We start from the raw sequence: 25,257 nt of genomic DNA, 5'->3' as shown, positions 1-25,257 counted from the left end.
GGGGGCCACGGGCTCACAGTTCCAGCGGACGTCCCGCGACCACCAGGGCGACGTACTCCGACTCGGCGGCGAGCCGTTCGTTGAGCCTGCCGAGCGCGTCCCTGAAGGCCCGTCCGGCGGACGTGGCGGGCACCACGCCCATCCCCACCTCGTCCGAGACCGCCACGAGCGGCACCGGCGTGCCGCGCCACGCCTCGACCAGCTCCGCGCAGCGCCGGACGACCGGCGTGCGGTCGCCGTCCCAGGCCCCGTGCTCGTCGAACACCGCCGCCAGCCACGTGCCCAGCCCGTCGATCAGCAGGGGCGTGCGCGCCGCCGCGATGACCCCGGTCAGGTCCGTCGTCTCGGCCGTGTCCCAGTGAGCGGGCCGCCGTTCCCGGTGCGCCCGTACCCGCGCCGCCCATTCGCCGTCCGCCGCGCCGTCGCCGCCGGTGGCGACATAGGTGACGTACGGCTCGGCCGCCAGCCGCAGCTCGGCCTCGGCCGACTTGCCCGACCTGGACCCGCCGAGCAGCAACGCCCGCCGCGGCGGCGTCTCGCGGACCGTTCCGCCGCTGCCCAGGACCGTCCCGTCCGGCACGGCCACCGCCCCCCACAACCGCAGCCGCCTGGCCAGCTCCTCCTCCGACCTGATCCGGTGGTCCAGCCACGCGGCCACCACCGTGGTCCGGTCGTCGGCCGGCCCGGCCCGGCGTAGCTCGCCGAGCCGCTGCGGGCGGTCCAGCAGGTCCAGCACGACGACGTCGTAGCGGGCGGGACCGTCCGAGGGGGCCTCCCGGCCCGGCGGCAGGCACAGCACCGCCGCGCCGTCGGCCGCCACCAGCCCGAGCCCGCCGCCGAAGGCGCCGCCGCCGGTGAAGGGGAACCGCGCCGTGTCGTCCACGAGCAGCTCGAAGGGGCGGCGACGGCCCTGGGGGAGCCGGGCGCACGAGGCGCACGGGCACCCGTCCACCGGCCAGCCCGCCGCACCCCCGGTTCCGGAGAGAAGAATCTTCACCGCCCAGAGGCTACCGAGCGCCCCGACCGGGGTGGCGGCGGGTGGCCAGGGCCGTGCCCCCGCCGAGCAGCAACAGCACCCCCGCACCGCCCGCGATCAGCAGCGCCGGGACCCCGCCGGGCGCGCTCGCGGGCGCGGCGGCCCGCTCGGCGGCATCCGCCTCCTGGGACGGGGCCGTCCCCGCGCCCTGGGACGGGTAGCCGCTGACCGACACGACCTCGCCGCGCCCGTTCACGCCGACCCTGGCCGCGGAGGCCAGGAGCTGGGCGGCGGTCGCGTCCTCGGCGCCGGTCACGCAGCGCAGCAGCGGGTGCGCCGGCGGCCGGTCACCGGGCGGGACGTCGCCCTCCCCGTCCCCGAAGTCCACCGCGACCGCCACCCGCTTGTGCCCCGAACCGGCCGCGTCCTGGACGCACACCGCCGGGAACGACGGCAGCTCACCCCCCGGCGGCTCGCCCACCGACCCGTCGGCCGAGACCGCGAAGCGCCACCCGACCACCGAGCCGTCCGCCGGCTCGTACCCGGCCGTGGACGCCAGCCACGCCGTGCCGTCGCTGCGCCAGACGCCCCACAGCCGCACGGCCCCCGGCGCGGGACCACCGGACCGCGAGGACGGTGAGCCGAGCGCGGAGGAGGGGAGAAGGACTACGGCGGCCGCCCCCAGGACGACCGCCGCGGCAACACGGCCCGCGCGCAGCATCGATGGACCTCCGAGCTCGGGAGTAGGGTTCCAGTGCCGTCGGAGGGAAGGCGCCGGCGAACCCGCGGAGAAGGAGCGTATGGCATGACATGGCGGTGGCGTTATGAAAATGCAAATGGTGGTGAGGTGACGGACCGCCCTTTGCCGCGAGAGGTTTTTCCGAGTCAGGCCGATGCGGAGTCCTGGCTCGGGGAGAACTGGCGTGAGCTGCTCGAATCCGGCGTCGAGCAGGTGTCGCTGCTCGACGAGGACCGCGTCGAATACACGGGAATGTCATTGCGTCCGGAGTGATCCGCGAAAAAACGGAAACCCCTTGAGCGCATTGTGGCTCAAGGGGTTTTTCGTTTTCCGGGTCACGGACGGGTGGCAGGGCTCACCGTCTTGGCCGGGTCGCGCTCCACGACCGTGCCGAGCACGTCGTCGATGCGCTTGAGCACGTCGTCCTCCAGCTTGACGCCGGCCGCCTTGACGTTGTCGCGCACCTGCTCGGGGCGGGTGGCGCCGACGATGGCGCTGGAGACGTTCGGGTTCTGCAGCACCCAGGCCACGGCGAGCTGGGCCATGGTCAGGCCGAGGTCGTCGGCGATGGGCCGCAGCTCCTGCACGCGGGTGAGCACGTCGTCGTTCATGTACCGCGCGATCATGGCGCTGCCGCTCGCGTCGGTCGCCCGCGAGCCCTGCGGAGGCTGCCGGCCGGGCAGGTACTTGCCGGTGAGCACGCCCTGCGCGATCGGCGACCAGACGATCTGGCCGACGCCCTCGCGCTCGCTCAGCGGCACGACCTCCGCCTCGATGACCCGCCACAACATCGAGTACTGCGGCTGGTTCGACACGATCCGGTCGAAGCCCATCTCGTCGGCGATCTTCAGCGCGCGGCCGATCTGCTCGGCCGTCCACTCGCTGACGCCGACGTAGAGCACCTTGCCCTGGCGCACGAGGTCGTCGAACGTCTTGAGGGTCTCCTCAAGGGGCGTCTCGTTGTCGAAGCGGTGGGCCTGGTACAGGTCGACGTAGTCGGTCTGGAGGCGGCGCAGCGAGGCGTTGATCGACTCGGTGATGTGCTTGCGGGACAGCCCGCGGTCGTTCTTGCCGGGGCCGGTGGGCCAGTAGACCTTGGTGAAGATCTCCAGCGACTCCCTGCGGACGCCCTTGAGCGCCCGGCCGAGCACCTCCTCGGCTTTCGTCCCCGCGTAGACGTCGGCGGTGTCGAAGGTGGTGATGCCCTCGTCGAGCGCCGCCTGCACGCACAGCTTGGCGGCGTCCTCCTCGACCTGGGAGCCGTGGGTGAGCCAGTTGCCGTAGCTGATCTCACTGACCATGAGACCGCTGCGGCCGAGGTGTCGGAATTCCATACGTTCGACCTTAGAGCGTCACATGAGCCGATTCGATTCGGGATAGGGTGCGCGACGTGCTCAAGCTCGTCCGCCAGGCTCTCACCGCGGCCGTCCTGATCGCCCTCGCGGTGCGGTTGCGCCGCCGGGCCCGCCTGCCGCGGGCCGAGCCGCCGCCGTCCGTCCCGGCGCCCGCACCGCGGCGCCGACGTGCGGGAACGGTCCTGTCGTGGCTGGTCATCGCGGTCGTCGTGACGCTGACGCTGGGGTTCGCCCTGATGGGGACGTCGGTGCAGCGCGGCGCCCTGGCCCTCGTGCGCGCCGTCACCGAGCAGCAGGAACCGCCCCCGGCCGGCCCCGAGCCCGTGACGCCCGTGACGCCCATGACGGCAGTAACGCCCGCGGAGCAGCCGGCCGAGCCCGTGGCGACCGTGCAGCCCACGCCCGCCGCCTCCGCCGCCCAGGCGCCCAACTGCGCGCCCCGGCGCCGCCCGATCGACCCCCGCAGGGTCGCGCCCGACGTGAAGCGGGCCGTGGACGCCCAGTGGCGGCGCATCGAACGCTGGCTCAGGAGCAACGCGCCCCGCACCTACCGCACGCTCGGCGGCCCGGTCAGGGCGCGCACGATCGCCGTGGCCGAGTCGCAGATGGGCGTGGACTTCCCCGACGCCCTGCGCGCCTCACTGCTGCGCCACAACGGCGCGCGCGGCGCCGGCGTCCTGGGCTTCCGCTCCGAGGCCGGCGACCACCTCACCGTCCGCGGCATCAGGGACGCCTGGCGCGAGATGTGCGCCCGCCGTCCGGCCGGGGCCTGGGACGGCCTGCTGATCCCGATCCTGTCCTACACGACCTTCGACGGCGACACGGCGTACGCCACCGTGAGCTCGGCCGACGGGACGGTGTCCGGAGTCACGGGCAGGCGGCTGCGGTCGTCGTACACGCTGCTGCGGACCGTCGCCGACGCCCTCGAACGGGGCGGCGCGATCGACGGCCGCCGTCCGGTGGTCACCGGCGGCGTCCTGCGCTGGAAACCGGCCCGCTGAGCGAGCGGGCGGGACGCGGAAGGCAGGAAGCACGAGTGCCCACCACCGGACGGTGATGGGCACGCGGACGTCGCCGATAAGCCGTTTCCCGAAAAATCGGGAAAACCGGGCTACTTCTTGGGCGGCGCGGGCTTCCCGCCCGGCAGCACCGTGGGCGGCGGGAACCGCAGCTTGCGGATCTGCAAAGCGCGCATGGCCGCGTAGAAGCCGACGCCCTTCACGCTCTCGTTCGGGAACTTGGCCGCGACCTCCTTCTTCACCTTCCACGCCACGTAGAGGGAGGTGGCCAGGACGCCGACCATCATGATCGGCCAGCCGACCGCGATCACGATGTTGAGCACCTTGGCGCGGATCTCGATCGGCCACGGGATCCAGGTCGCCAGCAGGATCAGTAGCGAGAACGGCAGGAAGTACTGGCTGGGCAGGCGCCGCGAGTCGACCCAGTCACGCGCGAACTTGCGCCCCGGACCCTTGTCGCGAACCGGAAGGTAACGCTCGTCACCTGCGAGCATGCCCTTGCGGGCCCGGTCGCGCTCGGCGGCCTGCTTGGCGCGCATCTGCCGATAGGCCTCCTTGCGGTCCTTCGGCGCGGAGACCGGCTGGCGTCGTCTGCCCTCGGCATCCCGGCGCTTGGGTGTGGGACGACCTTTACCCTGGGGCTTAGGATCGTCAACGGGGACGGGGGTGTCGTCCACGGAGGTTTGGGATCGGCGTCGCAACACACGTCAACCCTACCTGGACTGCAACTTAGTGACGCCCCCGTGCGTTATGCGTAGGGTAATCCCAAGGCGGCTGCGCTGCATTGGGTGAACACCAGCACGACCTAGAAGGGGACGGCCGACGCGCATGAGCGTGATGAAGAGACTTTCGATGATCTTCAAGTCCAAGGCCAACAAGGCCCTGGACAAGATGGAGGATCCGCGCGAGACGCTTGACTACTCCTATCAGCGGCAGCTCGAGTTGCTGCAGAAGGTGCGTCGAGGGGTGGCCGACGTGGCCACCTCGCGCAAGCGGGTAGAACTGCAGATCAACGGCCTGGAGGCGCAGGCCAGGCGCTACGAGGAGCAGGGCCGCAAGGCGCTGTCCGTCGGGCGCGAGGACCTCGCGCGCGAGGCCCTGCAGCGGCGGTCGAATCTGCAGGGGCAGATGGCCGACCTCAAGGTCCAGCACGACAACCTGCAGGCCGAGGAGGAGAAGCTGACCACGGCTTCCCAGCGGCTGCAGGCCAAGGTCGACTCCTTCCGCACGAAGAAGGAGACGATCAAGGCGACCTACACCGCCGCCGAGGCCCAGACGCGCATCAACGAGGCGTTCTCCGGCATCTCCGAGGAGATGGGCGACGTCGGCCTGGCGATCCAGCGCGCCGAGGACAAGACGGCGCAGATGCAGGCCCGCGCGGGCGCGATCGACGAGCTGCTGGCCAGTGGCGCGCTCGACGACTTCAGCGGCACCCGCGGCGACGACATCCAGGCCGAGCTCGACCGCATGGGCGGCGGCATGGACGTCGAGCTGGAGCTGGCCCGGATGAAGGCCGAGCTGGGCCAGGGCCCGGCGCCCAAGAGCGCCATCGAGCAGGGGCAGCCCCAGCAGCAGGCCCAGCCGCAGCAGGGTCACACCCAGCAGCTGCGTCAGCCCGGGGAGAACGCATGATCGTCAGAATCATGGGCGAGGGCCAGGTCGAGATCTCGCCGGACGACATCGCGGTGCTCAACGAGCTCGACAGCGAGCTCGAGGCCGCCATCGAGACCGGTGACGAGGGGGCCTTCCGCGTCAAGCTGCACGCGTTGCTCGACAAGGTGCGCCATGTGGGCAAGGCGCTTCCCGACGACAGCCTTGAGCCGTCAGAGCTGATCCTTCCCCCCGCGGACGCCTCGATCGAGGAGGTCCGGGAGATGCTGGGCGACCAAGGCCTCATCCCGGGCTGAGTCCCGTGGGCACGCGGTTCGCGTCCGACAGCGGCCTGACCCGCCGCATGGTCGTGACGATGTTCCTGCTGGGGCTGCTCTACGTGGCGTTCGTCGGCGTGCTGATCGCCCTCGGCGTGCGCGCGCTGACCGTGCTGGTGCTCGCCGGGGGGCTGCTGCTGGTGCAGTACTTCCTGTCCGACCGCATCGCCCTGTTCGCGATGCACGGACGGGAGGTCTCCCCACAGGAGGCCCCCGAGCTCCACGGCCTGATCGACCGGCTGTGCGCGCTGGCGGACATGCCCAAGCCGCGGGTGGCGATCGCCGACTCCGACGTCCCCAACGCCTTCGCCACCGGCCGTAACCAGAAGCGGGCCGTCGTCTGCGTGACGACGGGCATCCTGCGCCGCCTGGAGCCTCAGGAGCTCGAAGGCGTCCTGGCGCACGAGTTGTCGCACGTCGCCCATCGCGACGTCGCCGTCATGACGATCGCCTCGTTCCTCGGCATCGTCGCCGGGCTGATGACGAGGTTCGCCCTGTATGCCGGCTTCGGCGGACGCCGGGACAACGGCCAGGGCGGCGTGCCGGTCGGGCTGATCATCATGTTCGTCTCGCTCGTCGTGTACGCCGTCAGCTTCCTGCTCACCAGAGCCCTGTCGCGCTACCGCGAGCTGGCCGCCGACCGGGCCGGAGCCCTGCTCACGCAGCGTCCGTCGGCCCTGGCCAGCGCGCTGACCAAGGTCACCGGCGACATGGCCCGGATCCCGACCACCGACCTGCGCGAGGCGGCGCCGTTCAACGCCTTCTACTTCGCCCCGGCCCTGGCCAGGGGGGAGACGCTGGCGAACCTGTTCTCCACGCATCCGCCGCTGGAGCGCCGGCTCGAACTCCTCGCGTCCATCTCCAAACAGCTCGGAAGGGGCTGAGGCCGCATGGGCTGGCTCGACTCGCTGCTGGGCCGGTCCAAGCCGGCCAAGCCCAACCTCGACGCGCTGTTCGCGCTGCCGTCCGCCGCCGTGACGCTCCAGGCCGCGACCGGTCTCGTCCCCACCGGTCTCGGCTCGGTGTCGTTCAGGGCCGCGGAGGGCGGCGCGTTCGCCACGCTGGAGAGCGACGTCAAGGCGCTGCTCGGCGGGCGCGTCGAGGAGTCCGACGACGGCTACGGCTACACCTGGCTGCTGGTCCGCCGCGCGCCGGACGACGTCAGCGACCTGGTCACCGAGCTGCACGCGGTCAACTCCTCGCTGGAGTCGGCCGGGTTCGGGCCCTCGCTGCTGTGCTCGCTGGTGTCGTTCGCCGATCCGGCGGGCAGGCGGCTGGCGGTGGTCTACCTGTACAAGCGCGGCACGTTCTACCCGTTCGCGCCGCTGCCCGGGAACAGGCGCGACAACGCCCTCGAACTGCAGGCCAGAGGCGTCCTGGACGGCGAGCTGCCACTGGAGGCCGACCTCGGCCGATGGTTCCCGGTATGGGGTGCTCCGGGCCTTTGACTACGGATGGTGTTCTAATCATCACGTGGAGCGAAGGTTGTTCGTCGCCGCGGCCGCGGCGCTCATCGTGGCGGCCGTGCTTTACAGCGCCTGGATCACCGGCCAGTTCACCACGCCCGCCGTGGACAGGACCGACGGCTATGTGAGCGAGCTGGCCGCCCGCGACCAGCCGTGGACGCGCCTGTTCCGGGTCAGCGACGTGCTGTCCGGGCTGGCCTGCCTGGCCGCGGTGGCGACGCTGCCCAGGGTGGCGCGCGAGTGGGCCGGCTGGCTGGCACTGGCCGCCTTCGGGCTGCTGACGGTCGTCTCCGGGCTGGTTCCGCTCGACTGCGCCGTGCTCAGCGACCCCGCCTGCCGCGGCGAGACGGTCTCGCACCGGCTCCACATGGTGGCCGGCGCGCTGGCCACGACGGCCGTGCTGACCGCCATGGCGGTGCTCTCCGCGCGCTGGCGCTCGTGGGTGTCGTGGTTGTTCACCGGCCTGAACGTGGGAGCCACCGGGCTCATGCTGGCCGCCCTGGCCGCCGGGCGGCTGGCCGGCGTCGCCCACCGGATCCAGCTCACGATGGTCGCCGTCTGGGTCGTGTACGTGGCGCTCAGGCTGCTCGTCCACGACGACGAGGAGGCCCCCTGCGGCCCTCCGCACGTCCTCGACCAGGGCGCGGGCCCCGGCGTGCTCATCACGGCGGGCCTCGGGGGCGCCTGGTTCCACTGGGACGCCGTGGCCGCCGGTCTGGCCGCCTGCCACCGGGTCGTCCGCTTCGACCGTCCCGGGCTCGGCCTGAGCCCGCCCGCGACCGACCGGCCCACCCTGTACGGCGAGGTGGCCCGGCTGGCCGCGCTGGCCCCCGCGCAGCCGTCCCAGGTCACCCTGGTCGCGCACGGCCTGTCCTGCTGGCACGCCGAGGCGTTCGCCCGGTTGCACCCGCTCTGCGTGGCCAAGCTCGTCCTGGTGGACCCCAGCCCGCCGCCCGTGCGCCGGCCGCTCGCGCTCGCCGCCGTCCTGGGCGCGTGGCTGCCCGCGCTCGGCGGCACGTGGGGCGCGAACGTGCTGGCCCGCCTGACCGGGCCGCCGGCACACCGCCTGGTCACGGGCATGGGCGACCCCTTCGGCGTGTACCGGATGGGCAAGGTGCCCGCGGCGGTGGCGGGGGAGTGGCTGGCCCGCCGCGACATGGCCGCCGACCTCCGTGACATCCGGGCCGGCCATCCCTTTCCCGACATCCCGGTCACCGTGCTCGGCGCGGGCGGCCGGGACGCCCGCAGGCAGAGCCTGGCGGCCCGCCTCGACGCCAAGCTGGTGCTGCTGCCCCGCTCGGGGCACCAGGTCGAGCTGGACGATCCGGGCGCGATCGTCGACGCTGTCTGAACCGCCGTGTGAACCGGCCGTGGGCGGGGGCAGGACACGCCCGTAGGATCGAGGCGAACCCAGTCTTAGGGGGCAGGCGTGGACATCTCCGTCGTCGGTGAGGGCAGCGTGCAGGCCGCGCCCGACGTCCTGCGGTTGCTGGCGGGCGTCGAGGTGCGCAGGGCGTCGGCGTCCGAGGCGTTCACGGCGGTCAGGGCCGCCGCCGCCCGGCTGGCCGACGCGCTGGCCGGGGCCGGCGTCGCGGCCCACGACGTGCGCACGGTCGAGCTCTCGCTCGGCCCCGAGTACGAGGTCTACCCGAAGGTCTCCGCCTACCGGGCGGCACAGGGCGTCGAGGTGGTCGTCAGGGACCTGTCGCGGGCCGACGCCGTCATCGACACGGTCGCCGGCGTGGGCGAGGAGGCCCGGCTCAACGGCGTGACCTTCGAGCTGTCCGACCCGGCGTCGGTGCTCGGCGAGGCCAGGGCGAGGGCGTTCAGGGACGCCGCCGCCAAGGCCGCCCACTACGCCGAGCTGGCCGGACGCCCGCTCGGCCCGGTCGTGTCGATCTCCGAGGAGGTCAGGGGCGGCCCCCAGCCGCTGGTCGCGATGGCCGCGGCGGCCGAGAGCGCGTCCTCGGTCAGCCCCGGCCGCCAGACGCTGACGGTCGGCGTCCGCGTCGGCTACGACTTCGTCTGACCGCGCCGGAAAAGACTCGGAACAGAGCCGGAACGCAGCCGGGCCCGCGGCGAGGGCGGGCGCTCCTCGCCACGGGCCCGGCCCGTCGGGGGAGGGCGTTACGGGAGCGCCAGCATGCGGTCCAGCGCGACCCTGGCCCAGTGGGCGGTGTCCGCGTCCACCGTGATCCGGTTGACGACGTCGCCCAGCACGAGCGACTCCAGCGCCCACACCAGGTGCGGCAGGTCGATCCGGTTCATCGTGGAGCAGTAGCAGACCGTCCGGTCCAGGAACGACACGTTCTTGTCGGGAAACATCGTGGCCAGCCGCTTGACCAGGTTCAGCTCGGTGCCGACGGCCCAGTTCGACCCGGCGGGAGCGGCCTGGAGGGTCTTGATGATGTGCTCGGTCGAGCCCACGTGGTCGGCCTTGAGCACCACCTCGTGCCGGCACTCGGGGTGGACCAGCACGGTCACGCCGGGGATGCGCGCGCGCACGTCGTCGACGGACTCGGCCGTGAAGCGGCCGTGCACCGAGCAGTGGCCCTTCCACAGGATCATCCGCGCCCGGTCGAGCTGCTCGCGGGTCAGCCCGCCGCCGGGGCGGTGGGGGTTCCAGACCACGCAGTCCTCAAGGGACATGCCCATCTCCAGCACCGCCGTGTTGCGCCCGAGGTGCTGGTCGGGCAGGAACAGCACCTTGCGGCCCTGCTCGAAGGCCCAGTCGAGCGCCCTCTTGGCGTTGGAGGAGGTGCACACCACGCCGCCGTTGCGCCCGCAGAACGCCTTGATGTCGGCGCTGGAGTTCATGTACGTGACGGGGACCACCTCGCCGGCCAGACCGGCGTCCTCAAGGGCCTCCCAGCACTCCTCCACCTGGTCGAACGTGGCCATGTCGGCCATGGAGCACCCGGCGGCGAGGTCGGGCAGTACCACCTTCTGGGCCTCGCCGGTGAGGATGTCGGCGGACTCGGCCATGAAGTGCACGCCGCAGAAGACGATGAACTCCGCCTCGGGCCGCGCGGCGGCCTGCTGGGCGAGCTTGAAGGAGTCGCCGGTCACGTCGGCGAACTGGATGACCTCGTCGCGCTGGTAGTGGTGGCCCAGCACGAACAGGCGGTCGCCCAGCGCCTCCTTGGCCTTGCGGGCGCGTTCGACCAGGTCAGGGTCGGACGCGGGCGGCAGCTCGCCGGGGCAGTCGACGCCCTTCTCGCTGTGCGGATCGGCGCCCTGCCCGAGGACGAAGAGCGGCAGCCCAGTCTGGGTGGCCATCGCCATACCCCCTTATCGTCGTTTTGACGATACTCACTATGACACATGGACGAACGTGGTTATTCCGGGGGTAGGGGACCCGGGAATGTGTGGCATGGGCGAGGTGTTGGTAGCGTCATCAGTAGGACGTCGGAAACAGACAGCCGGGTTAGGGAGTCAGCAGATGACGGTTGAGAGCAGCGAGACCACGACGCAGGGCCTGATCCTGACTGACGCGGCCGCCGCGAAGGTCAAGAGCCTGCTGGAGCAGCAGGGTGAGGAAGGTCTGCAGCTGAGGGTCGCCGTGCAGCCGGGTGGTTGCTCCGGCCTGCGCTACCAGCTCTTCTTCGACGACCGTTCCATGGACGGTGACGTGGTGACGGACTTCGGCGGTGTCAGCGTGGTCACCGACCGCATGAGCGCCCCCTACCTGATGGGCGCCAGCATCGACTTCGTCGACACGATCGAGAAGCAGGGCTTCACCATCGACAACCCCAACGCCACCGGCTCCTGCGCCTGTGGCGACTCGTTCAACTAAGGGGTCACGGCTTCGGCCTGTGGGGTCCCGCCCGCCTTTGTGCGAGCGGGACCTTCGCGTATTCTCGTGGGGCTCATTGGCCTGCTGACAACGAGGAAGAAGAATCCCGTGCGCATCGCCGTAACCGGCTCCATCGCGACAGACCACCTGATGACGTTCCCAGGAAGCTTCGGCGATCAGCTCATCGCCGAGCAGCTCGACCGGGTGTCGCTCTCGTTCCTGGTCGACGACCTTCAGATCCGTCGCGGCGGCTGCGCGGCCAACATCGCCTTCGGCATGGGCTGTCTCGGCCTCAAGCCGATCCTGGTGGGCGCCGTCGGCAACGACTTCGCCGACTACCGCTCCTGGCTGGAGCGTCACGGCGTCGACTGCGAGTCCGTGCACATCTCCGAGACGCAGCACACCGCGCGTTTCCTGTGCACCACCGACGAGCACCACAACCAGATCGCCTCCTTCTACACCGGGGCGATGGCCGAGGCGCGGCTGATCGAGCTGCAGCCGGTCGCCGCCCGGGTCGGCGGCCTCGACCTGGTGCTGATCAGCCCCAACGACCCCGACGCGATGCTGCGGCACACCGACGAGTGCCGCCAGCGCGGCATCCCCTTCGCCGCCGACATCTCCCAGCAGCTCGCCCGCATGGAGGACGAGCAGATCAGGCAGCTCGTCGACGGCGCCGCCTACCTGTTCTCCAACGACTACGAGAAGGGGCTCATCGAGCAGAAGACCGGCTGGTCCGACGAGGAGATCCTCGACCGGGTCGGCGTCCGCGTCACCACGCTCGGCCCCAAGGGCGCCGTCATCGACCGTAAGGGCGAGCCGTCCATCCAGGTCGCCCCGGCCCCCGAGCGCGGCAAGGCCGACCCCACGGGCGTCGGCGACGCCTTCCGCGCCGGCTTCCTGTCCGGCCTGGCCTGGGGCCTGCCGCTGGAGCGCTGCGGCCAGATCGGCAACCTGACGGCCACGCACGTGCTGGAGCGCGTCGGCGGCCAGGAGTACGAGCTGGGGCAGAAGGTCTTCCTGGAGCGCTTCACGGCCGCCTACGGCGCCGAGGCGGCGGCCGACATCGCCGGCCAGGTGCGCTGCTACCACCCCTGACACGCCTACGCCCCGCCCGCCGCAGGCGTGGCGGGGCGATCCCCGTACGGGTGTCAGCGCTTGGCGTACACCCGGTGCACGAACTCGGCGAGCTGGTCGTCCGGCAGGCACCGGGCGAGGTCGGCCTCGCTGATCATGCCGACGATGCGCTCGTTCTCCAGCACCGGCAGCCGCTTGATCTGGTTCTGCTCCATGCGCGACAGCGCCTCCTGCACGGTGGCGTCCGCCGTCACCCAGACCAGGCCGGTCGCCAGCTCGCCCGCCGTCACCTGCGCGGGGTCGTGACCGGCCGCGACGCACTTGATGACGATGTCGCGGTCGGTGATGATGCCGGTCACCCGGTCGTCGGGGCCGCACACGGGCAGCGCGCCCACGTCGTTGCTGCGCATCATCTGAGCCGCCCGGTCGAGCGTCTCGTGCGCGGCGATGCACTCCGCGCCCGTGCTCATCACGTCACGGGCGGTCTCGTTCCCCTTGGCCATGGTCTCCCCCGAATGGTCGATGTGCCGTCAGGGGAGGGCCCTACCCACAAACCGTCAGTAGTTGCGCATCACGTGGATCGCCCAGCCGCCCTCGGGCAGCTCGTACGAGGCAACGTGGCGGTGGGACTTCAGCCGGCACCACGCCGGCACGTCGGTGTAGGCCGCCGGATCGTCGGCCAGCACCGCCACCACGGCGTTTCGCGGCACGTGGTTGATCTGCTCGGCGAGCATGATGATCGGGATCGGGCACTTCTTCCCGAGCGCGTCGATCGTCAATGACGGCTGAGTTACCTCGGTCATGCGACTCCTGCGTCGTGCCGGATGCGGCGCACCAGATCGGGCAGCACGGCCAGGAACCGGTCGACCTCGGCCGCGGACGTGCCCCTGGGCAGCGACACCCGGACATTCCCATGCGTCAGCACGCCCATCGCTTCGAGGACGTGCGATGGACGAAGCGTACTAGCGGTGCACGAGCTTCCGGACGATACGGCGAATCCCGCCTTGTCCAGCTCGGTGAGCAGCGCCTCGCCGTCGACGTAGAGACACGAGAAGGTCACGATGTGGGGCGCCCGGCCGACCGGGTCGCCGATCACCTCGACGTCCGGCACGACCTTCGGCACGGTCTCCCTGATCCGGGCGACGAGCGTGGACAGCCGGGCCTGCTCCTGCGCCGCCTCGGCGCTCATCGCGCGCAGCGCCGCCGCCGCGGCCACGATGCCCGGCACGTTCTCGAAGCCGGGGACGCGCCGCCGCTCGCGTTCGTCCTCGGGCAGGAACGAGCGGAACCGGGTGCCCTTGCGCACCGCCAGCACGCCGACCCCGGCCGGGCCGCCCCATTTGTGGGCGCTCGCGGTCAGCACCGACCAGCCCGGCGGTATCGGCATGCGGCCGGCCGTCTGGGCGGCGTCGACCAGCAGCGGCACCCCGCCCGCCCGGCACGCGGCGGCGGCCTCGGCGACCGGCTGCACCGTGCCCACCTCGTGGTTGGCCGTCTGCAGGCAGGCCAGCGCCGTGCCGGGACGCGCGACCGCCTCGGCGAACGCGTCGAGGTCGACCCGCCCCTCCAGGCTCACGCCCACGGTCTCGACCGTGCCGCCGTCGCGTTCGTGCACGCCGGCCGCGTGCAGCACGCTGGAGTGCTCGACCGCGCTGGTGACCAGATGACGCCCGACCCTGCGCCTGCCGTGTAGGGTGCCGAGCACGCCGAGATGCGCGGCCTGCGTGCCGGACGAGGTGAACGACACCTCGTCGGGGCGCGCGCCGAGCGCCTCGGCCACCTCCGTGCGGGCCTGCTCCAGCAGCAGGTGAGCGCGGCGGGCCTGGGTGTACAGTCTCGCGGGGTCGGCCCAGCCGACATCGATCGCCGCCAGCAGCGCCTCGCGTGCCTGAGGGTGGAGCGGCTCGCTCGAGGCCGCGTCGAAATACGCCACGAGACCCATCGTCCCACTTGCGGCGCCATCGAGGGGTCGCGCGGTAGGGCGGGACACCTGCACGCTAATGTGTCTGCAATCAGCTGTGCATTTGGAAATACGAGCACCCAAGGGAAAGACTCTTGGGCTTCATCTGTGGGGTAGGCGATCCGTGAGTCCGACTCGCCGTACGACGCGGCGTTCGTTGGCCCGGCGCAGGGTGCCGCGCGCCGCCGCTTTGGCGTTGCTGCTGGCCACTGCTACGGCGTGTGCTAATGACGTTCCCAAGTTCGACTGGTCCAACGGCCTGCTGCCCGAGGGCGTGACCGAGCAGGCCAAGGTCGTTCAGCATCTGTGGAACGGGGCCTGGATCGCCGCACTCGCCACGGGCGTCGTCGTCATCGTCCTGATCGTCTGGGCCGCGATCTTCCACCGCAAGCGCAAGGGGAAGGCCGAACTGCCGCCCCAGGTGCGCTACAACCTGCCGATCGAGATCCTCTACACGGTGGTCCCGCTCGTCATGGTTTCGGTGTTCTTCTTCTTCACCGCCCGCGACAGCAAGGCCCTCACGGACGTCGCGGGTGACGCGCCCGTCAAGGTCAAGGTCGAGGCGTACCAGTGGAGCTGGCGCTTCACCACGACCTACAACGGCAAGGCGACGAAGCCCGTGTCCGGCATGCCGGTGCACGACTACCACCAGGGCCCTCAGCTGGTCCTGCCGACGAACACCAAGGTCGAGTTCGACCTCTCGACCGACGACGTGATCCACTCGTTCTGGGTGCCCGAGTTCCTGTTCAAGCGGGACATCATCCCCGGCATCCCGGAGGGCAACCCGGGGCGCAAGTTCGAGATCAAGACGCTCGGCGACGACCGCGTGGGCGTCTACGCCGGCCGGTGCGCCGAGCTGTGCGGCGTCGACCACAGCCGGATGCTGTTCTCGGTGAAGCTCGTCAAGCAGGCTGAGTTCGACCAGTACATCGCGACCCAGGCTGGGAGTGCCCAGTGACCGCCATCCAAGAACCGCTTCGGGCGCCGGTCCGGCCCGTCACCAAGGGCCAGATCATCGCCAAGTGGATGTCCTCGACCGATCACAAGATCATCGGGCACATGTACCTGATCACGTCGTTCGCCTTCTTCCTGATCGGCGGCGTCATGGCGCTGATCATGCGGGCCGAGCTGGCGCAGCCGGGGCTGCAGATCACCAGCAACGAGCAGTTCAACCAGCTGTTCACCATGCACGGCACGATCATGCTGCTGATGTTCGCGACGCCGCTGTTCGCCGGCTTCGCCAACGAGCTGATGCCGCTCCAGATCGGCGCCCCCGACGTGGCGTTCCCGCGCCTGAACATGGTCAGCTACTGGCTCTACCTGTTCGGCAGCGTCATCGCCGTGTCCGGCTTCCTCACCCCGGGCGGCGCGGCCTCCTTCGGCTGGTTCGCCTACACGCCGCTGTCGAACGCGATCCACTCGCCCGGCATCGGCGGCGACCTGTGGATCATGGGCCTGGCCCTGTCGGGCCTCGGCACGATCCTCGGCTCGGTGAACTTCATCACCACGATCATCTGCATGCGCGCCCCCGGCATGACCATGTTCCGCATGCCGATCTTCACCTGGAACGTCCTGCTGACCAGCATGCTCGTGCTGATGGCCTTCCCCGTGCTGGCCGCCGCGCTGCTGGCGCTGGAGGCCGACCGCAAGCTCGGCACGCACATCTTCGACCCGGCCAACGGCGGGCCGATCCTGTGGCAGCACCTGTTCTGGTTCTTCGGCCATCCCGAGGTGTACATCATCGCGTTGCCGTTCTTCGGCATCGTGACCGAGATCCTGCCGGTCTTCAGCCGTAAGCCGATCTTCGGCTACATCGGCCTGGTCGGCGCCACCATCGCGATCGCCGGTCTGTCCATCACGGTCTGGGCGCACCACATGTTCCCGACCGGGCAGGTCCTGCTGCCGTTCTTCTCGTTCATGACGTTCCTCATCGCGGTGCCGACGGGCGTGAAGTTCTTCAACTGGATCGGCACGATGTGGCGGGGTCACCTGTCCTTCGAGTCGCCGATGCTGTTCTCCGTCGGCTTCCTGATCACCTTCCTGCTCGGCGGCCTGACCGGCGTCATCCTGGCCTCGCCGCCGCTGGACTTCCAGATCAGCGACACCTACTTCGTCGTCGCCCACTTCCACTACGTGGTCTTCGGCACGGTCGTGTTCGCCATGTTCGCCGGCTTCTACTTCTGGTGGCCCAAGTTCACCGGCAAGATGCTCGACGACAAGCTGGGCAAGGTGCACTTCTGGCTGCTGTTCATCGGCTTCCACACCACCTTCCTCGTCCAGCACTGGCTGGGCATGGTCGGCTTCCCCCGCCGGTACGCCGACTACAGCGCGGCCGACGGCTTCACCGACCTGAACATGATCTCGTCGGTCGGCGCGTTCATCCTGGGTGCCTCGACGCTGCCGTTCTTCTACAACGTCTGGAAGACCTGGCGGTCGGGGGTCAAGGTCACCGTCGACGACCCGTGGGGCTACGGTGGCTCGCTCGAATGGGCGACCTCCTGCCCGCCGCCGCGGCACAACTTCACCTCGCTGCCGCGCATCCGGTCCGAGCGCCCGGCGTTCGACCTGCACTACCCGCACATGTCCGCCAAGTCCGCCCAGGAGGTGGAGGCCTGATGAAGGTCCAGGGTTGGCTGTTCCTGCTGTGCGGCCTGTTCTTCGCCGGTGTCGACGTCGGCTACTGGTTCTGGACCAAGGCCGCGACCGGCCACGGTGAGCCCGTGGGCACCACCGCCATGGCGATCTCGGTCGGGTTCGCGTTCATGGTCGGCTACTACCTGATGTTCACCGCGCGGCGCATCGGCGCCCAGCCGGAGGACGACAAGCAGGCCGACATCAGCGACGGCGCCGGCGAGATCGGCTTCTTCAGCCCGAGCAGCTGGTGGCCGCTGTTCCTGTGCCTGGCGGCGGCCTTCGCCTTCGCCGGGTTCGTGATCGGCTTCTGGATGTTCCTGATCGGCGTGTTCCTGATCATCATGGCCATGATCGGGTTCGTGTTCCAGTACTACCGGGGCAACTTCTCGCACTGACAAGCGGCTCGAAGCGGGCGTCCTTCCCATAGGGGAGGACGCCCGCTTTTTCGTGTTCTTTACCAGGTCACGGATGTCGTGAATAGATCACTCAGGGTAATAAGGGAGGAGAAGGTTGGATCTTGGGCGAGGGGGTCACTCGTGAGACGCGTGGCGAATGGATCGGCCGGCCTGCTGGCCCTGGCGCTGCTCACGGCGTGCTCGCTGAGCGGCACGGCGAACGAGACGAAGGAGCTGACCGCGGTCGCGCGGCAGCCGGCGGTGGGCGTCACGCCCCAGGACAAGGCCGTGAACGTGGCCACCGACCAGCCCGTGGTGGTGTCCGCGCACGGCGGCACGATCAAGAGCGTCCGGGTGGACGGCGGCAAGGCGGGCCGGTTGAAGGGCGTCCTGAGCGGTGACGGCACCCGCTGGCGCAGCACGACCACCGCCCGGCCGAGCGCCGGCTACACGGTCACCGTCGTCAGCGTGGACGCCTCGGGCAAGCAGAGCGAGACCTCCAGCACGTTCACCACGGTCAAGGGCGACAAGACATTCGACATCCAGACGATCACTCCCAACAAGGACGACACCGGGCTGACGGTGGGCATCGGCATGCCCGTCATGATCGCCTTCGACAAACCGGTGAGCGACCGGGTGGCCGTCGAGCGCAACCTGACCATCCGCAGCTCCAAGCCGGTGGACGGGGCCTGGCACTGGTTCGACGACAGCCATGTGGACTTCCGGCCGGAGGAGTACTGGCCGGCGTACACGAAGGTGCGGCTGGAGGCGAAGCTGGCCGGCGTGCGCGGCGGCCCCGGCCTGTACGGCAAGCGCGACGTCACCCTCGACTTCAAGATCGGCCGCTCCCAGATCACCCGCGGCAGCACCGACGAGCACGTGCTGACGGTCCGCCGGGACGGCAAGCGCATCCGCACCATGCCGATGAGCGCCGGGCAGGGCGGCCAGTGGAAGTACTACACCACCTCGGGCGTGCACCTGGCGATGTCGCGGGAGGCGGTGACCGTCATGACCTCGCCCGGCATCGGCCCGGGCCAGTCGGGCTACTACCAGCTCACCGTCTACAACACCGTGCGCATCTCCAACAGCGGCGAGTACGTGCACAGCGCGCCCTGGTCGGTGGGCTCGCAGGGCAACTCCAACGTCAGCCACGGCTGCGTGAACGTCAGCCCGGAGAACGCGGCCTGGTTCATCAAGAACACCCTGATCGGAGACCCGATCATCATCACGGGCTCGCCGCGCAAGCTGGAGCCCACCAACGGGTGGGGCCACTGGCAGGAGAACTGGAAGGACTGGCTCAAGTGGAGCACGCTCAAGGACGGCCCGAGCATCACCTTCTGACCGCCACCCGGCCCTGAGCAGGCCCTGGAGGCTCTACCGGGGCCTTGGGGCACCGACGTACCGCCGAAGGACGTGAGCGCGCCTCAGGGGCGCGCTCACGGTCACGACGGGCGGTAGGAGCTGCTGACCTCGATCCAGCGGCGCAGCGTGTCGGCGGCCAGGCCGGAGTCGATCGCCTGCGTGGCGCGCTCGTAGCCCTTGATCATCGCCGTGTCGAGGTCGTCGCCGGCGCCGTCGTGGGCGACCAGCGCGGCGGCGGTGTTGAGCAGGACGGCGTCGCGCACCGGCCCCTTCTTGCCGCCCAGCACGTCGTGCACGGCCTGGGCGTTGAACTGCACGTCGCCCCCGCGCAGCGCGTTCGCGTCGGCCCGGGGGATGCCCAGGATCGCGGGGTCGAACCTGGCCTCGGTGGCCGTGCCGTCGCGGACCACCCACACCGTGGAGGTGCCGGTGATGGTCAGCTCGTCGAGCCCGTCGTCGCCGCGGAAGACCAGGGCGGACACGCCGCGCTCGGCGAAGACGCCGGCGATGACGGGCAGCATGCGGGCGTCGTAGACGCCGATGGCCTGGGCGCTGGGCCGGGCCGGGTTGGTCAGCGGGCCCAGGAAGTTGAAGACCGTCGGGACGCCGATCTCCTTGCGCGCCGGGCCGGCGAACCGCAGCGCCGGGTGGTAGACGGGCGCGAAGCAGAAGGCGATGCCCGCCTCGCGCGCCACCCGCGCGGTCTGCTCCGGCGTCAGGTCGAGCCTGATGCCCATGTGCTCCAGGACGTCGGCGGCCCCGCACAGCGAGGAGGCCGAGCGGTTGCCGTGCTTGACGACCCTGGCCCCCGCCGCGGCGGCCACGATGGCGGCCATGGTGGAGACGTTGACGGTGTGGGCGCGGTCGCCGCCCGTGCCGACGACGTCGAGGACGGGCCCCTCGACGGTCAGCGGCGTGGAGAACTCCAGCATCGTCCGGGCCAGGCCCACCACTTCGGCTACCGTCTCGCCCTTGGCCCGCAGGGCCAGCGCGAAGCCCGCGATCTGGGCGGAGGTGGCGTTGCCCGAGAAGATCTCCCGCATCGCCCAGGCCGTCTCGTCGGCCGACAGGTGCTCGCCGGAAAGGAGCGCGGAGAACAGGGCAGGCCAGGTCGTCCGGGAGTCCATGGGCACCTACTTCGCGTTGAGTCGGGTGGCGGAACGGCGGCGCATCAGGTCGGCGACGGTGTCGGCCAGGACCATGGGCTCGATGGGCTGCGGGACGACGGCGTCGGCCTTGGACCACTCGGCCAGCCAGCGGTCGTCGCGCCTGGCGATGATCAGGCAGACGGGCGGGCAGTCGTAGACCTCGTCCTTGGCCTGACGGGAGACGCCCATGCCGCCGGCGGGCTGGGTCTCGCCGTCGAGGACCGCCACGTCGATCTCGCCGGAGCCGAGCCACTGGTGGACCTTGGGCTCGGTGGCGCACTCGATGATCTCGACGAGGGGCAGATCGGCCGCCGGCCGCCGGCCGATCGCCTGGCGGACCTCGGCCCGGGTGGTCGCGTCGTCGCTGTAGACGAGGACCCTCATCGTGTCGTCGGTGCTCCCAGAGGACGTCACTGTCGCGCTCACTATCGGTCGAAGCTGTATGGTCACCTGGATCGTACCGTTGCGCCGGGATGCAATCCCAGGCCACCGGGTCTGACAGGCGTTTTGTCCCAATTATCCCAGGTTGATGGCCGGTTTGTTCCTCCTAACGGGGGGTCGTTGGCCGGACCGAACACCGGAGCCGCAATAATGCTGCCCGTGGCGACAGCATCCGCAATAACTTCGACGACGACAGCACAGTCGTACCGACGGCCGAACCTGGTCAGTGTCGGGACGATCGTCTGGCTGTCCTCTGAGCTCATGTTCTTCGCGGCGCTGTTCGCGATGTACTTCACCATCCGGTCGGTGAGCGAGGGGAAGGGCATCGAGTGGGGCCCTGCCTTCCTTCCTGCAGGCGTTGAGGCAGAAGGCGCTCACCTGAACATCCCGTTCGCGACGGTCAACACGATCATCCTGGTCCTGTCGAGTGTGACGTGCCAGCTGGGCGTGTGGGCCGCGGAGAAGGGGCAGGTCGGCAAGCTCCGCTTCTGGTACATCGTCAGCTTCCTGATGGGCGCGATCTTCGTCGCCGGTCAGCTGTACGAGTACGGCGAGCTGGCGTCAGAGGGCGCGACCCTGTCCGCCAACGCTTACACCTCGGTGTTCTACCTGACGACGGGCTTCCACGGCCTGCACGTGACCGGTGGCCTGATCGCGTTCCTGTTCATGCTGGGACGCACGTACGCCGCGAAGCGCTTTACGCATGAGCAGGCCACCAGCGCGATCGTCGTGTCCTACTACTGGCACTTCGTAGACGTCGTCTGGATCGGTCTTTTCGCGACCATCTACATCATTCGTTAAGGAACGGGATCTCTGTGACTAGGATCACCGCTTGGCGGCGGCATCCCCTCGCGAGATACGCCGTCCTGATTTTGGCGTTGGCGCTGGTCGGGATGGTATACGCCGCCTTTGTCCAGGCGGGCAAGCCTGCCGACGCGGCGCTGGCGGCAGGCAAGGTCGACGACGTGGCCGAGGGCAAGAGCCTGTTCGTGGCCCACTGCTCGAGCTGCCACGGCATGAACGCGGAGGGCACCAACACCGCACCCACGCTCGTCGGCGTCGGCGCCGCGGCGGTCGACTTCCAGATGAGCACCGGCCGCATGCCCGCCGCCAACCCCGGCCCGCAGGCGCCTCGCAAGCCTCCGGCCCACTGGGTCACCGAGGAGACGACCCGTCAGGTCGCCGCCTACGTGCAGTCGCTCGGCGGCGGCCCGCAGGTCCCGGGCAAGGAGCAGGTCGACCCGAAGCTCGGTGACGCCGGCAAGGGCGGCGAGCTGTTCCGGGCCAACTGCATCCAGTGCCACAACTGGGCGGGCGCCGGCGGTGCCCTGACGCAGGGCAAGTACGCGCCCAACCTCAACGAGTCCTCACCGACGCAGATCTACGAGGCGATGATCACCGGCCCGCAGGCGATGCCGGTCTTCAACGACTCGACGATCACGCCTGAGGAGAAGCGCAGCATGATCGCGTACATCACCCAGGTCCGTGAGCAGAAGGACCCCGGAGGGTTCGGCCTCGGGCGCATCGGCCCGGTCACCGAAGGTCTCGTAGCGTTCGTGGTAGGCATCGCCGCCCTAGCCCTCGCCGCCATCTGGATCACCGCGAAGAAGCGACAGAAGTCATGACAGACAACGAGCACGAGATCGAGCAGCCGGACGAACGCGTGCCCAAGCGCGTCATCGGCACTCCCGCGCCCGGCACGTCGATGCTGGGCGCCGCGGAGAAGGAAGCGGACGCCGCCGAGCGCGACGTCCCGGGCGTGACGCTGCCGGACGAGGCCAAGGCCCGCAAGGCCGAGAAGATCGTGGCGCTCTGCTTCGCGATCACCTTCCTGGCCGGCATCGCCTTCCTCATCTCCTACGTGGTGTTCCAGGTCGGCAGCCCCGAGGCGACGGGGGTCTCCAACCTCGCCCTCGGCGGCACGCTGACCCTGGCCGTCCTCGGCCTCGCGGTCGGCATCGTGGTCTGGGTCCGCCAGATGATGCCGAAGTACGCGCTGGTCCAGGAGCGCCACACGATGGCCTCCGACGAGGACGACCGCGAGGTCGTCTCCGAGACCTTCCTGCAGGGCGCCAACGAGAGCGGCTTCGTCAAGCGCAAGCTGATGCGCCGCACGCTGCTGCTGGCCGCCGCGCCCCTCGGCCTGGTGCCGCTGGTGCTGCTGCGCGACCTGGACAACTCCAAGATGCCCGGCGCGAAGTTCAACAAGCTGCTGCGCCACACGGTCTGGGGTGAGAAGACCAAGGAGGGCAAGCCGCTGCGCCTGGTCGTCGAGGGCACCGGCCAGCCGATCCGCGCGGCCGACTTCAACTCGCCCGGCGGCATCCTGTCGGTGGTGCCCGAGGGTTACGAGCACGACCTCAACGCGCTCGCCAAGGCCACGCTGATCCTGATCAAGTTCCGTCCGGAGGAGCTCAAGAGCGGCGTCAAGCAGAACTGGACGCACGACGGCATCGTCGCCTACTCCAAGATCTGCACGCACGTCGGCTGCCCGGCGGCGCTCTACGAGCAGACCACCCACCACATCCTGTGCCCGTGCCACCAGTCGACCTTCGACGCGGCCGACGGCGCGAAGGTCATCTTCGGCCCGGCCGCCCGGCCGCTGCCGCAGCTGCCCATCACCGTCGACGGCGAGGGCTATCTGATCGCCCAGGGTGACTTCAACGTGCCCGTCGGTCCCAGCTACTGGGAGCGCGGCGACGCCGAGGCCGAGGCCAGGGAGAAGGGAGGCCAGGCATGAGCGACCTGAACGCCGTACCGAAGGCCATCGCCGGGCCGTCGACCTTCCTGGACGAGCGTCTGGGCGGGGCGAACTTCCTCAAGCGCAACCTGCGAAAGATCTTCCCTGACCACTGGTCGTTCCTGCTGGGTGAGATCGCGCTCTACTCGTTCATCATCCTGCTGCTCACCGGTACGTTCCTGACGCTGTGGTTCAAGCCGAGCATGGGCGAGATCGCCTACGACGGCTCGTACGCGCCGCTCAAGGGCGTCATGATGTCGGAGGCCTACGCGTCGTCGCTGGAGATCAGCTTCGACGTCCGGGGTGGTCTGCTGATGAGGCAGATGCACCACTGGGCGGCCCTGCTCTTCGTGGCCGGCATGACGGTGCACATGCTGCGGGTGTTCTTCACCGGCGCCTACCGCAAGCCGCGCGAGCTCAACTGGATCATCGGCGTGCTGCTGCTGACCCTGGCGCTGGCCGAGGGTCTGACCGGCTACTCCCTCCCCGACGACCTGCTCTCCGGCGCCGGTCTGCGGATCACCGAGGGTGTGGCGATCTCGCTGCCGCTGGTGGGCACGTACATCACGTTCTTCCTGTTCGGCGGGGAGTATCCGGGCGGGGACGTCATCTCCCGGTTCTACTCGCTGCACATCCTGCTCATCCCGGGCATCCTGCTGGCGCTGGTCTCGGCCCACATGGTGCTCATGTGGGTGCAGAAGCACACGCAGATGCCGGGCAAGGGGCGGAACAACAAGAACGTGGTGGGCGCGCCGTTCTACCCGGCCTTCATGGCCAAGGCGGGCGCCTACTTCCTGTTCACGCTCGCCGTGGTGTCGGGGCTGGCGACGTTCGCCCAGATCAACCCGATCTGGCTGTTCGGGCCGTACACGCCGGCGGACATCTCCGCCGGTTCGCAGCCCGACTGGTACATGGGCTTCCTCGAAGGCTCGCTGCGGCTCATGCCGCCGTGGGAGTGGAACCTGTTCGGCACGGCCCACGCGGGCACGCTGCCACTGAGCGTGATCATCCCGGCGCTGGTGCCGATGGGCATCATCATGACCGGTCTCGCGCTCTACCCGTTCATCGAACGGTGGGTCACCGGGGACAACCGCGAGCACCACGTCGCCGACCGTCCGCGCAACAACCCCCACCGCACCGCGATCGGCATCTCGGCGATGACGTTCTACGGTGTGCTGTGGCTGCTCGGCGCCAACGACGAGATCTCGGCCAACTTCCACATCAGCCTCAACTGGACGACGTACATCGGCCGGGTGCTGGTGTTCGTGGGGCCGGCGCTGGCCTACCTGATCACCTACCGCATGTGCCTCGGCCTGCAGCGCAGCGACGCCGCGGTCATCGGGCACGGTGTGGAGTCGGGTGTCATCAAGCGGCTGCCGCACGGTGAGTTCATCGAGGTGCACACGCCGCCGTCCGACGACCTCGAGGCCCACATGCGGGGCAAGGAGGCGGTGCCGGCCCTGCCCGTGGACGAGGACGCCTCCGGCATCCCGCCCAAGGGCATGCGCGGCCCGCTCGGCAAGCTCCGCGGCCGGATGTCCAAGGCGTACGGCGGGGAGAAGATCCCGCTCGACGACGGGCACCACGGCGAGCACGGGGAGCACGGCGAGCACGCCGCGATCGGTTCCGGCGACGACCGGAGCCTCACCCACTAGGGTTTCGCCTGATCGAGATCGGCCCGGACGGGGTTTCCCCGTCCGGGCCTTTCCGCGTTCCGACCCACCGGCCGAGGACGGCTCGGGCCCGGGAACGCGCCGGGGCCGGCCGAAGAACGGCCGGGCCCAGAAGACGGACACCAAGGACGGACGCCCAAGGCGGGCACCCAATGCGGGCACCCGAGACGGACGCAGAAGCGGAAGCGGACGCAGACGCCGACGTGGAAGCGGGTGCGGGGGCTTACGGGGGAACCGCGGGGGAGCGGGTCAGTCGGATTCGGGGAAGCCGATCGAGAAGGCGGCGTCGAGGTCGTGCCTGGAGTAGGTGCGGAAGGCGATGTGCGTCTCGGTGTGCTCGACGCCGTCGACCTTGTTGACCCGCCCGGGGATGACCTCGGCCACCTCCTCGTAGCGGGCGACCCTGACCATGGCGAGCAGATCCCATTCGCCGGTGATGGAGTAGACCTCGCTGACCCCGTCGATCTCGGCGATCGTCTGGGCGACCTCCGGGATCCGGTCTACCTCGGCCTTGATGTGGACGATTGCCGTGACCATGTATTAACTGTATC

Annotated in this window: 29 protein-coding genes; 18 read left to right on the top strand and 11 right to left on the bottom strand. The window is 70.0% G+C overall.

What is annotated here, in order from left to right; all coding sequences use genetic code 11:
• Positions 1 to 13: 13 nt before the first annotated feature.
• Together AB0J46_RS16145 and AB0J46_RS16140 are read right to left on the bottom strand one after the other, a co-directional pair.
• Entirely contained in the window at positions 14 to 997 is a 984-nt protein-coding gene (locus AB0J46_RS16145) for a bifunctional adenosylcobinamide kinase/adenosylcobinamide-phosphate guanylyltransferase (RefSeq protein WP_364331837.1), read from the bottom strand.
• 10 nt (positions 998 to 1,007) lie between these two features.
• On the bottom strand, positions 1,008 to 1,697 hold the full coding sequence (locus tag AB0J46_RS16140; protein ID WP_364331834.1) for an SCO2322 family protein: 690 nt from the start codon (positions 1,695 to 1,697) through the stop codon (positions 1,008 to 1,010).
• An 84-nt stretch (positions 1,698 to 1,781) separates the two neighbouring features.
• Between AB0J46_RS16140 and AB0J46_RS16135 the strand changes: the two genes are divergently transcribed.
• On the top strand, positions 1,782 to 1,988 hold the full coding sequence (locus tag AB0J46_RS16135; protein WP_358294157.1) for a hypothetical protein: 207 nt from the start codon (positions 1,782 to 1,784) through the stop codon (positions 1,986 to 1,988).
• A gap of 62 nt (positions 1,989 to 2,050) precedes the next feature.
• Here AB0J46_RS16135 and AB0J46_RS16130 read toward each other — a convergent pair whose 3' ends face one another.
• On the bottom strand, positions 2,051 to 3,049 hold the full coding sequence (locus tag AB0J46_RS16130) for an aldo/keto reductase family protein (protein WP_364331831.1): 999 nt from the start codon (positions 3,047 to 3,049) through the stop codon (positions 2,051 to 2,053).
• Positions 3,050 to 3,105: 56 nt separating this feature from the next.
• On the opposite strand from AB0J46_RS16130, the gene AB0J46_RS16125 reads away from it, so the two are divergent.
• Positions 3,106 to 4,071: an SMI1/KNR4 family protein gene (locus AB0J46_RS16125; protein ID WP_364331828.1), complete on the top strand. Its 966-nt coding sequence runs from the start codon at positions 3,106 to 3,108 to the stop codon at positions 4,069 to 4,071.
• 110 nt (positions 4,072 to 4,181) lie between these two features.
• Here AB0J46_RS16125 and AB0J46_RS16120 read toward each other — a convergent pair whose 3' ends face one another.
• Positions 4,182 to 4,766: a DUF3043 domain-containing protein gene (locus AB0J46_RS16120; protein WP_358294154.1), complete on the bottom strand. Its 585-nt coding sequence runs from the start codon at positions 4,764 to 4,766 to the stop codon at positions 4,182 to 4,184.
• A 151-nt stretch (positions 4,767 to 4,917) separates the two neighbouring features.
• On the opposite strand from AB0J46_RS16120, the gene AB0J46_RS16115 reads away from it, so the two are divergent.
• The 6 genes from AB0J46_RS16115 (at position 4,918) to AB0J46_RS16090 (ending at position 9,512) form a co-directional block, all read left to right on the top strand.
• Positions 4,918 to 5,721: a PspA/IM30 family protein gene (locus AB0J46_RS16115; protein ID WP_364331825.1), complete on the top strand. Its 804-nt coding sequence runs from the start codon at positions 4,918 to 4,920 to the stop codon at positions 5,719 to 5,721.
• Positions 5,718 to 5,996, top strand: coding sequence for a hypothetical protein (locus AB0J46_RS16110; protein ID WP_352323076.1), 279 nt, complete (start codon positions 5,718 to 5,720; stop codon positions 5,994 to 5,996). Before AB0J46_RS16115 ends, AB0J46_RS16110 begins: the two co-directional genes overlap by 4 nt.
• Before the next feature lie 5 nt (positions 5,997 to 6,001).
• Positions 6,002 to 6,901: a zinc metalloprotease HtpX gene (gene htpX / locus AB0J46_RS16105; RefSeq protein WP_358294153.1), complete on the top strand. Its 900-nt coding sequence runs from the start codon at positions 6,002 to 6,004 to the stop codon at positions 6,899 to 6,901.
• Between the two features lie 6 nt (positions 6,902 to 6,907).
• The gene (locus AB0J46_RS16100; RefSeq protein WP_364331820.1) at positions 6,908 to 7,465 is read left to right on the top strand and encodes a hypothetical protein; all 558 of its coding nucleotides are present in this window, start codon (positions 6,908 to 6,910) and stop codon (positions 7,463 to 7,465) included.
• A gap of 25 nt (positions 7,466 to 7,490) precedes the next feature.
• Positions 7,491 to 8,834 (top strand): alpha/beta fold hydrolase, encoded by a 1,344-nt coding sequence (locus AB0J46_RS16095; protein ID WP_364331817.1) that lies wholly within the window; start codon positions 7,491 to 7,493, stop codon positions 8,832 to 8,834.
• Positions 8,835 to 8,912: 78 nt separating this feature from the next.
• Entirely contained in the window at positions 8,913 to 9,512 is a 600-nt protein-coding gene (locus AB0J46_RS16090) for an SIMPL domain-containing protein (protein WP_364331814.1), read from the top strand.
• Between the two features lie 98 nt (positions 9,513 to 9,610).
• Here AB0J46_RS16090 and nadA read toward each other — a convergent pair whose 3' ends face one another.
• Positions 9,611 to 10,768 (bottom strand): quinolinate synthase NadA, encoded by a 1,158-nt coding sequence (gene nadA / locus AB0J46_RS16085; RefSeq protein WP_364331811.1) that lies wholly within the window; start codon positions 10,766 to 10,768, stop codon positions 9,611 to 9,613.
• 157 nt (positions 10,769 to 10,925) lie between these two features.
• Here nadA and erpA point away from each other — a divergent pair, with 157 nt between their 5' ends.
• Together erpA and AB0J46_RS16075 are read left to right on the top strand one after the other, a co-directional pair.
• Positions 10,926 to 11,279, top strand: coding sequence for an iron-sulfur cluster insertion protein ErpA (gene erpA, locus AB0J46_RS16080; protein WP_049566397.1), 354 nt, complete (start codon positions 10,926 to 10,928; stop codon positions 11,277 to 11,279).
• A gap of 108 nt (positions 11,280 to 11,387) precedes the next feature.
• The gene (locus tag AB0J46_RS16075) at positions 11,388 to 12,374 is read left to right on the top strand and encodes a carbohydrate kinase family protein (RefSeq protein WP_364331808.1); all 987 of its coding nucleotides are present in this window, start codon (positions 11,388 to 11,390) and stop codon (positions 12,372 to 12,374) included.
• 53 nt (positions 12,375 to 12,427) lie between these two features.
• On the opposite strand, the gene AB0J46_RS16070 is transcribed toward AB0J46_RS16075, so the two are convergent.
• The 3 genes from AB0J46_RS16070 to AB0J46_RS16060 are packed head-to-tail and all read right to left on the bottom strand — an operon-like array spanning position 12,428 to position 14,295.
• A complete protein-coding gene (locus AB0J46_RS16070; protein ID WP_358294148.1) occupies positions 12,428 to 12,856 on the bottom strand; it encodes a CBS domain-containing protein in 429 nt (142 codons plus the stop codon).
• 54 nt (positions 12,857 to 12,910) lie between these two features.
• Positions 12,911 to 13,156: a sulfurtransferase TusA family protein gene (locus tag AB0J46_RS16065; protein ID WP_364331804.1), complete on the bottom strand. Its 246-nt coding sequence runs from the start codon at positions 13,154 to 13,156 to the stop codon at positions 12,911 to 12,913.
• Positions 13,153 to 14,295: an aminotransferase class V-fold PLP-dependent enzyme gene (locus AB0J46_RS16060; RefSeq protein ID WP_364331801.1), complete on the bottom strand. Its 1,143-nt coding sequence runs from the start codon at positions 14,293 to 14,295 to the stop codon at positions 13,153 to 13,155. Before AB0J46_RS16060 ends, AB0J46_RS16065 begins: the two co-directional genes overlap by 4 nt.
• 142 nt (positions 14,296 to 14,437) lie before the next feature.
• Between AB0J46_RS16060 and AB0J46_RS16055 the strand changes: the two genes are divergently transcribed.
• The 4 genes from AB0J46_RS16055 to AB0J46_RS16040 all read left to right on the top strand — a co-directional run bounded on the left by AB0J46_RS16055 (position 14,438) and on the right by AB0J46_RS16040 (position 18,683).
• Complete coding sequence (locus AB0J46_RS16055; RefSeq protein ID WP_364331798.1) at positions 14,438 to 15,271, top strand: cytochrome c oxidase subunit II; 834 nt, start codon at positions 14,438 to 14,440, stop codon at positions 15,269 to 15,271.
• Entirely contained in the window at positions 15,268 to 16,929 is a 1,662-nt protein-coding gene (gene ctaD / locus AB0J46_RS16050; protein WP_364331795.1) for a cytochrome c oxidase subunit I, read from the top strand. Before AB0J46_RS16055 ends, ctaD begins: the two co-directional genes overlap by 4 nt.
• Positions 16,929 to 17,342, top strand: a complete 414-nt coding sequence (locus tag AB0J46_RS16045) for a cytochrome c oxidase subunit 4 (RefSeq protein WP_352353336.1) — start codon at positions 16,929 to 16,931, stop codon at positions 17,340 to 17,342. The genes ctaD and AB0J46_RS16045 overlap by 1 nt, the downstream gene beginning before the upstream one ends.
• A 141-nt stretch (positions 17,343 to 17,483) precedes the next feature.
• A complete protein-coding gene (locus AB0J46_RS16040) occupies positions 17,484 to 18,683 on the top strand; it encodes an Ig-like domain-containing protein (protein WP_364331791.1) in 1,200 nt (399 codons plus the stop codon).
• A 101-nt stretch (positions 18,684 to 18,784) separates the two neighbouring features.
• Here the strand turns inward: AB0J46_RS16040 and trpD are convergent, their stop codons facing one another.
• Both trpD and AB0J46_RS16030 read right to left on the bottom strand, forming a co-directional pair.
• Positions 18,785 to 19,831 (bottom strand): anthranilate phosphoribosyltransferase, encoded by a 1,047-nt coding sequence (trpD, locus tag AB0J46_RS16035; RefSeq protein WP_364331788.1) that lies wholly within the window; start codon positions 19,829 to 19,831, stop codon positions 18,785 to 18,787.
• A 6-nt stretch (positions 19,832 to 19,837) separates the two neighbouring features.
• Positions 19,838 to 20,236: a hypothetical protein gene (locus AB0J46_RS16030; protein WP_352353671.1), complete on the bottom strand. Its 399-nt coding sequence runs from the start codon at positions 20,234 to 20,236 to the stop codon at positions 19,838 to 19,840.
• Positions 20,237 to 20,443: 207 nt separating this feature from the next.
• On the opposite strand from AB0J46_RS16030, the gene AB0J46_RS16025 reads away from it, so the two are divergent.
• From AB0J46_RS16025 to AB0J46_RS16010, 4 genes are read left to right on the top strand one after another with little or no spacing between them, the layout of a single operon-like run.
• Positions 20,444 to 21,094: a heme-copper oxidase subunit III gene (locus AB0J46_RS16025; RefSeq protein ID WP_125630774.1), complete on the top strand. Its 651-nt coding sequence runs from the start codon at positions 20,444 to 20,446 to the stop codon at positions 21,092 to 21,094.
• A gap of 14 nt (positions 21,095 to 21,108) precedes the next feature.
• Positions 21,109 to 21,918, top strand: coding sequence for a c-type cytochrome (locus AB0J46_RS16020; RefSeq protein ID WP_364331785.1), 810 nt, complete (start codon positions 21,109 to 21,111; stop codon positions 21,916 to 21,918).
• Entirely contained in the window at positions 21,915 to 23,033 is a 1,119-nt protein-coding gene (locus AB0J46_RS16015) for a Rieske 2Fe-2S domain-containing protein (protein WP_364331782.1), read from the top strand. The genes AB0J46_RS16020 and AB0J46_RS16015 overlap by 4 nt, the downstream gene beginning before the upstream one ends.
• A complete protein-coding gene (locus AB0J46_RS16010) occupies positions 23,030 to 24,688 on the top strand; it encodes a ubiquinol-cytochrome c reductase cytochrome b subunit (protein WP_364331779.1) in 1,659 nt (552 codons plus the stop codon). Before AB0J46_RS16015 ends, AB0J46_RS16010 begins: the two co-directional genes overlap by 4 nt.
• Positions 24,689 to 24,955: 267 nt before the next feature.
• Here AB0J46_RS16010 and AB0J46_RS16005 read toward each other — a convergent pair whose 3' ends face one another.
• On the bottom strand, positions 24,956 to 25,243 hold the full coding sequence (locus AB0J46_RS16005; protein WP_125630767.1) for an Lrp/AsnC ligand binding domain-containing protein: 288 nt from the start codon (positions 25,241 to 25,243) through the stop codon (positions 24,956 to 24,958).
• Between the last annotated feature and the right edge of the window lie 14 nt (positions 25,244 to 25,257).

The organism is Nonomuraea sp. NPDC049758 (assembly GCF_040674635.1).
Classification (GTDB): domain Bacteria; phylum Actinomycetota; class Actinomycetes; order Streptosporangiales; family Streptosporangiaceae; genus Nonomuraea.
This window is presented reverse-complemented; position numbering and strand designations above follow the sequence as displayed.

Excerpts from the sequence above, each read along its gene's own strand:
- AB0J46_RS16140 (WP_364331834.1), bottom strand. The coding sequence starts at position 1,697 with ATGCTGCGCGCGGGCCGTGTTGCCGCGGCGGTCGTCCTGGGGGCGGCC.
- AB0J46_RS16135 (WP_358294157.1), top strand. The coding sequence starts at position 1,782 with ATGACATGGCGGTGGCGTTATGAAAATGCAAATGGTGGTGAGGTGACG.
- AB0J46_RS16130 (WP_364331831.1), bottom strand. The coding sequence starts at position 3,049 with ATGGAATTCCGACACCTCGGCCGCAGCGGTCTCATGGTCAGTGAGATC.
- AB0J46_RS16115 (WP_364331825.1), top strand. The coding sequence starts at position 4,918 with ATGAGCGTGATGAAGAGACTTTCGATGATCTTCAAGTCCAAGGCCAAC.
- AB0J46_RS16110 (WP_352323076.1), top strand. The coding sequence starts at position 5,718 with ATGATCGTCAGAATCATGGGCGAGGGCCAGGTCGAGATCTCGCCGGAC.
- AB0J46_RS16100 (WP_364331820.1), top strand. The coding sequence starts at position 6,908 with ATGGGCTGGCTCGACTCGCTGCTGGGCCGGTCCAAGCCGGCCAAGCCC.
- nadA (WP_364331811.1), bottom strand. The coding sequence starts at position 10,768 with ATGGCGATGGCCACCCAGACTGGGCTGCCGCTCTTCGTCCTCGGGCAG.
- erpA (WP_049566397.1), top strand. The coding sequence starts at position 10,926 with ATGACGGTTGAGAGCAGCGAGACCACGACGCAGGGCCTGATCCTGACT.
- AB0J46_RS16070 (WP_358294148.1), bottom strand. The coding sequence starts at position 12,856 with ATGGCCAAGGGGAACGAGACCGCCCGTGACGTGATGAGCACGGGCGCG.
- AB0J46_RS16065 (WP_364331804.1), bottom strand. The coding sequence starts at position 13,156 with ATGACCGAGGTAACTCAGCCGTCATTGACGATCGACGCGCTCGGGAAG.
- AB0J46_RS16060 (WP_364331801.1), bottom strand. The coding sequence starts at position 14,295 with ATGGGTCTCGTGGCGTATTTCGACGCGGCCTCGAGCGAGCCGCTCCAC.
- AB0J46_RS16045 (WP_352353336.1), top strand. The coding sequence starts at position 16,929 with ATGAAGGTCCAGGGTTGGCTGTTCCTGCTGTGCGGCCTGTTCTTCGCC.
- trpD (WP_364331788.1), bottom strand. The coding sequence starts at position 19,831 with ATGGACTCCCGGACGACCTGGCCTGCCCTGTTCTCCGCGCTCCTTTCC.
- AB0J46_RS16030 (WP_352353671.1), bottom strand. The coding sequence starts at position 20,236 with ATGAGGGTCCTCGTCTACAGCGACGACGCGACCACCCGGGCCGAGGTC.
- AB0J46_RS16025 (WP_125630774.1), top strand. The coding sequence starts at position 20,444 with ATGCTGCCCGTGGCGACAGCATCCGCAATAACTTCGACGACGACAGCA.
- AB0J46_RS16015 (WP_364331782.1), top strand. The coding sequence starts at position 21,915 with ATGACAGACAACGAGCACGAGATCGAGCAGCCGGACGAACGCGTGCCC.
- AB0J46_RS16010 (WP_364331779.1), top strand. The coding sequence starts at position 23,030 with ATGAGCGACCTGAACGCCGTACCGAAGGCCATCGCCGGGCCGTCGACC.
- AB0J46_RS16005 (WP_125630767.1), bottom strand. The coding sequence starts at position 25,243 with ATGGTCACGGCAATCGTCCACATCAAGGCCGAGGTAGACCGGATCCCG.